The sequence below is a fragment of the Cellulomonas sp. P4_B5_2 genome (assembly GCF_056402235.1).
The window spans coordinates 1-4,740 of sequence record NZ_JBFUHU010000412.1 but is presented as its reverse complement, the minus strand read 5'-3'; the positions used below and the strand labels follow the sequence as shown (position 1 = coordinate 4,740).

Below are 4,740 nucleotides of genomic sequence, written 5' to 3'. Positions count from 1 at the left end.
GCGCGGGGCCGTCCCCGCCGCGGGGGTCACGATCGGTGTAGAGCACGAGGATGCCCCGACGGGCGCCGTCCCGACCCAGGTGGGCGACGAGCGTGCGGGCGAGCAGCGGGCCGTCCGAGACGTCGGCGAGGTGCGGCAGGTCCACGCGGACGACGAGGCCCACCGCCCCCCGCGGCGGACGCAGGCTCACGGCGACAGCACTGTCCGCGGGGCGGAACCCGAGCCGGTGCGGGACGAGAGCGAGGATCTCCTGGGGTTCGCTCACCCGGAGCGTGGTGGTCTGCATGCCGTCAGCCCACCCGACGCGCCGGGTCCACGGGCCCGCCTCACCGGATCTGTGCACCGGGCCACAGCTCCAGGGGCATGTGGGCGTCTCGATGCAGGGCGTGGGCCGCTAACCTGTCGCGATGCCCCGTCCTGCGCCTCTGCCTGCGCGCGCCCGGTCCGGCGTCACGGCCGTCGCGGTCGCGCTCGCGGTCGCCGCCTCGACCGTGGCGTGCACGACCAGCGGCCCCGGACGCGAGACCCCGACCGGGAGCGCCCTCGCCCTGGCCACTCCCACGCCCGGCCCCACCGAGACGCTGCTCCCCGACGACGACGGTTCCCACTCGGCGGTCGGCGAGGTGGTCGACGGCTTCCCCGTGGACCTCGTCCCCGTCCCCGACGGCGCGGAGGTCCTGCTCTCGTCCGCCGCACCGGTCGACGGCACCGACCTCACCGAGATCAGCCTGAACCTGCGCTCGGACCAGGACGCAGCGGGGCTGCTCGCGGCGGTGCGCGCGCCCCTGGTGGCCGCCGGGTTCACGGAGGGCACACCACCGGCCGCCGAGGCCGGGCTGGCCGCGCAGTCCACCTTCGCCAGGAGCGCCGGCTCCGAGCTCTTGGTCGTCGGCATCCTCGACCGCGACGACCAGCGCACCCTCACGCTGGGCGGGCGGGTCCGCGCGGCCGCGCCGTAGGCTGCCCCGCGTGAGCACAGCGACCCCGTCCCTCGTCGACGTCGAGGACGTCCGACCGCGTATCGACGCCGTCCTGACCAGCCACGTCGCGCAGCTGCGCACCGTCCTCGCGGCGGCGAGCGGTGACGCGGACGTGCTCGCCGACGCGGTGGCGCAGATCCTCACCGGCGGCAAGCGCCTGCGGGCCGCGTTCTGCTACTGGTCCTGGCGCGCCCACGGCGGGGTCCCCGGCACACCGGAGGCCGACGCCGTGCTCCGCGTGGGCGCCGCGCTCGAGCTGTTCCAGGCGGCCGCGCTGTTCCACGACGACGTGATGGACGACTCGGACACCCGTCGCGGGTTCCCCGCCGCGCACCGGGCGTTCGCCCTCCTGCACGCCCGGCACGGGCTGACCGGCGACGCGGAGCGGTTCGGCATGTCAGCCGCGATCCTGCTGGGCGACCTCACGCTCATCGCGAGCGAGCAGGAGTTCGCCGGCGCCCTGGCGATGCAGCCGCGACCGCGCGCCGAGCGCGCACGGGCCGTGTTCGACCTGATGCGCACCGAGGTCACGGTGGGCCAGTACCTCGACGTGCTGGCTCAGGCCATCCCGTGGGGCGACGACCCCGTCGGCGACGAGGCACGGGCGCGGGAGGTCATCCGGGCGAAGGCGGCGCGCTACAGCGTCGAGCACCCGATCGTGCTCGGTGCCGCGCTCGCGGACGCCGGCGAGGACGCGCTGGACGCCTGCCGCTCGCTCGGCCTGCCTCTCGGCGAGGCGTTCCAGCTGCGCGACGACCTGCTCGGCGTGTTCGGCGACCCGCAGACCACGGGCAAGCCTGCGGGCGACGACCTCCGCGAGGGCAAGCGGACGGTCCTGGCTGCCCGTGCGGTCGCCCGCGCCCGGGCGCGTTCCGACGACGCCACGGYGCGGCTGCTGCGCGAGCGGCTCGGCGACCGCTCGCTCACCGAGGCCGACGTGACGGTCCTCGCCGACGCCATCCGGAGCACCGGGGCGCCCGACGACGTCGAGACCCTCATCGAGGACCTCGCCGGCCGCGCGTTCACTCTCATGGACCAGCGGCCGTGGGCCGAGCCGGCTCGCTCCCAGCTGGTCGGTCTGGCGCACGCGGCGGTCGACCGGCGCGCCTGAGTCCTCAGAGCTCCGCGGCTGCCCGCCGGCGGATCTCCGTCTTGCGCCCGGCGCGCAGTGCGTCGATGGGCGTGCCCGGCAGCGACTCGTCCGGCGTGAAGAGCCACTCGATGGCTGCCTCGTCCGTGAACCCGGCGTCGGACAGCACCGTGAGCGTGCCCTGGAGCGAGGCGAGCACCGCCCACGGCTGGTCCGGGTCGCGGTTGGTCGGCTGCGACGGGTTGGCGAGGTGCCCCGGCACGAGGAACGCGCCCGGCACGGAGAACACCCGCGGGTCGCCGCGGCGGACACCGATGATCCGGCGCTCCTGCACGATCCGGCGCACCCTCGAGGCGTCGAGGCCGAGCCGGTCGGCAACATCAGGGACGGTGAGCCACTCGTCGACCAGCCGGTCGAGGGTCTCTGCAGAATCGTTCACCCGACAAGAGTACGCATCTACGAATTACACCCGCGCAATTCCCCCGTGCGCTTTCCCCGCGTGCCGTATTCGGATACGTTCGCATTCTGTCACTCCAGTCACACAGGCACCATCCGTTCACTTCCGCACCATGAGGTAGGCCCCACGCCTACAAGGTCCGCTCCGGGGACACCGTCAGCCACATCGCCACCCGCACCGGCACCACCGTCGCGGCCATCGCGCGCGCCAACGCCCTGGCGGACGTGTCGCGCATCCGGATCGGGCAGGTGCTGACGATCCCGACGTCGTCCTCCGCAGCCGCGTCCGCACCGGCCGCCGTGGCGACACCGGCCGCGGGGTCGTACACGGTCGCCTCGGGCGACACGGTCAGCCACATCGCCGCGAAGCTCGGGACCTCGGTGCAGGCGATCGTGGCAGCGAACGGGCTCGACGCACGCGCCTTCATCCGCGTCGGCCAGACACTGGCGGTCCCGGGGTCCACCGCAGGCGCCGCAGCCGCACCCGCCCCGGCCGCTGCCGCTCAGGCGGCGAGCACCGTCTCCCACACCGTGCGGTCCGGCGAGACGGTCACCGCCATCGCCGCCAAGCACGGCGCCACCGTCGCCGCGATCGTCGCTGCCAACGGCCTCGACTCCCGCGCGCTGATCCGCATCGGGCAGACCCTCACCGTGCCGGTCCCGGCCGCCGCACCTGCATCCGCAGCCGTCGGCAACACGTTCGCCGGACGCACCTACTCCGACTCCGTCGTCGCCGCCGCCAACGCGAACCTCGCCACCCTGCGCAGCACCGGGACGCCGTCGAAGGCCGAGATGCAGGCCAAGGTCGCCGCGACGGCCCGCGCGATGGGCGTGGACCCGGCGCTCGCCCAGGCTGTCGCGTTCCAGGAGTCCGGGTTCAAGCACGCGGTGGTCTCCCCCGCCAACGCCATCGGCACCATGCAGGTGATCCCCACGTCGGGCCAGTGGGCGTCGGACCTCGTCGGTCGTCGGCTCAACCTCGTGAACCCGGACGACAACGTCACCGCGGGCGTCGCCATCCTGCGCGCGCTCGTCGGCAACGCCCCCGACCTGCCCACGGCGATCGCCGGCTACTACCAGGGCGCGGCGTCGGTGAAGAAGAACGGGATGTTCGCGGACACGCGGCGCTACGTCGCCAACGTCCAGACGCACATGACGCGCTTCCGCTGAGGTCGCGCCTGCCGCACCGGCGGGGCTCGCGACCGTAGACTCCCTGCCGTGGGAGCCACCATCACCGATCCGTTCGTCGGCCGCCTGGTCGACAGCAGGTACGAGGTCGTGTCCCGCATCGCCCGCGGGGGCATGGCGACCGTCTACCTGGCCGTCGACCGGCGGCTCGACCGCGACGTCGCGCTCAAGGTGATGCACGCCCACCTGGCCGAGGGCACGTCCGGGTCGGACTTCGTCGCACGGTTCCGTCGCGAGGCCCGCACCGCCGCCCGCCTCACGCACCCCGGCCTCGTCGGGGTGTACGACCAGGGTGTCGACGGCGAGACCAGCTACCTGACGATGGAGTACATCGACGGCAGCAACCTGCGTCGGCACATCGGCGAGCGTGGCGCCCTGACCGTCGCCGACGCGCTGCGCATCGGTGAGAGCGTCCTCGACGCGCTGGCCGCGGCCCACCGCGTCGGCCTGGTGCACCGCGACATCAAGCCCGAGAACGTGCTGCTCGCCTCCGACGGGCGCGTGAAGCTCGCGGACTTCGGCCTGGCGCGCGCGGTCACGGAGGTCACCTCGACCACCACCGGGACGGTGCTCGGCACGGTCGCCTACCTGGCCCCGGAGCTGGTCACCCGCGGGGTCAGCGACGCACGCACCGACGTGTACGCGATCGGGATCCTGCTCTTCGAGATGCTCACCGGACGGCAGCCCTTCACGGGCGAGACGCCGATCCAGGTCGCGTTCCAGCACGTCAACAACGACGTCCCCGCGCCGTCGGAGCTCGTCGACTGGCTACCCATCGAGATCGACGACGCCGTCCGGGCGCTCGCCTCCCGCGACCCCGACGACCGGCCTGTCGACGCCGCAGCCGCCCTCACCCTCCTGCGCCGCACGCGCGCCGCGCTGGACGACGAGACGCTCGCCCGGCACGCGGACGTCAGCCCGTCGATCGTGCTCCCCGCGGCGACGGACCCGGCCGAGACCGACCTGGACCCCGAGACGGACGAGGACGCTGCCGACGAGGGGCAGGACCTCGACCAGGACCTCGAC

General features: G+C 74.1%; 6 protein-coding genes. 4 read left to right on the top strand and 2 right to left on the bottom strand.

Features of this window, described 5'->3' with window-relative positions; translation table 11 throughout:
• A partial coding sequence (locus tag AC1DUQ_RS20335; RefSeq protein WP_477074482.1) for a DUF4192 family protein occupies window positions 1–286 on the bottom strand: 286 nt, incomplete at its 3' end.
• 121 nt (window positions 287–407) lie between these two features.
• Here AC1DUQ_RS20335 and AC1DUQ_RS20330 point away from each other — a divergent pair.
• Together AC1DUQ_RS20330 and AC1DUQ_RS20325 are read left to right on the top strand one after the other, a co-directional pair.
• Window positions 408–959 carry a hypothetical protein gene (locus AC1DUQ_RS20330; protein ID WP_477061766.1) on the top strand — a complete coding sequence of 184 codons (552 nt, stop codon included), beginning with the start codon at window positions 408–410 and terminating at the stop codon, window positions 957–959.
• A 10-nt stretch (window positions 960–969) separates the two neighbouring features.
• Complete coding sequence (locus tag AC1DUQ_RS20325; RefSeq protein WP_477074481.1) at window positions 970–2,091, top strand: polyprenyl synthetase family protein; 1,122 nt, start codon at window positions 970–972, stop codon at window positions 2,089–2,091.
• Window positions 2,092–2,095: 4 nt separating this feature from the next.
• Here AC1DUQ_RS20325 and AC1DUQ_RS20320 read toward each other — a convergent pair whose 3' ends face one another.
• Window positions 2,096–2,509, bottom strand: coding sequence for an Rv2175c family DNA-binding protein (locus AC1DUQ_RS20320; protein WP_477061764.1), 414 nt, complete (start codon window positions 2,507–2,509; stop codon window positions 2,096–2,098).
• Between the two features lie 242 nt (window positions 2,510–2,751).
• Here AC1DUQ_RS20320 and AC1DUQ_RS20315 point away from each other — a divergent pair, with 242 nt between their 5' ends.
• Complete coding sequence (locus AC1DUQ_RS20315; protein ID WP_477074480.1) at window positions 2,752–3,696, top strand: lytic transglycosylase; 945 nt, start codon at window positions 2,752–2,754, stop codon at window positions 3,694–3,696.
• 48 nt (window positions 3,697–3,744) lie between these two features.
• On the top strand, window positions 3,745–4,740 hold a 996-nt coding region (locus AC1DUQ_RS20310; protein WP_477074479.1), incomplete at its 3' end, for a protein kinase domain-containing protein.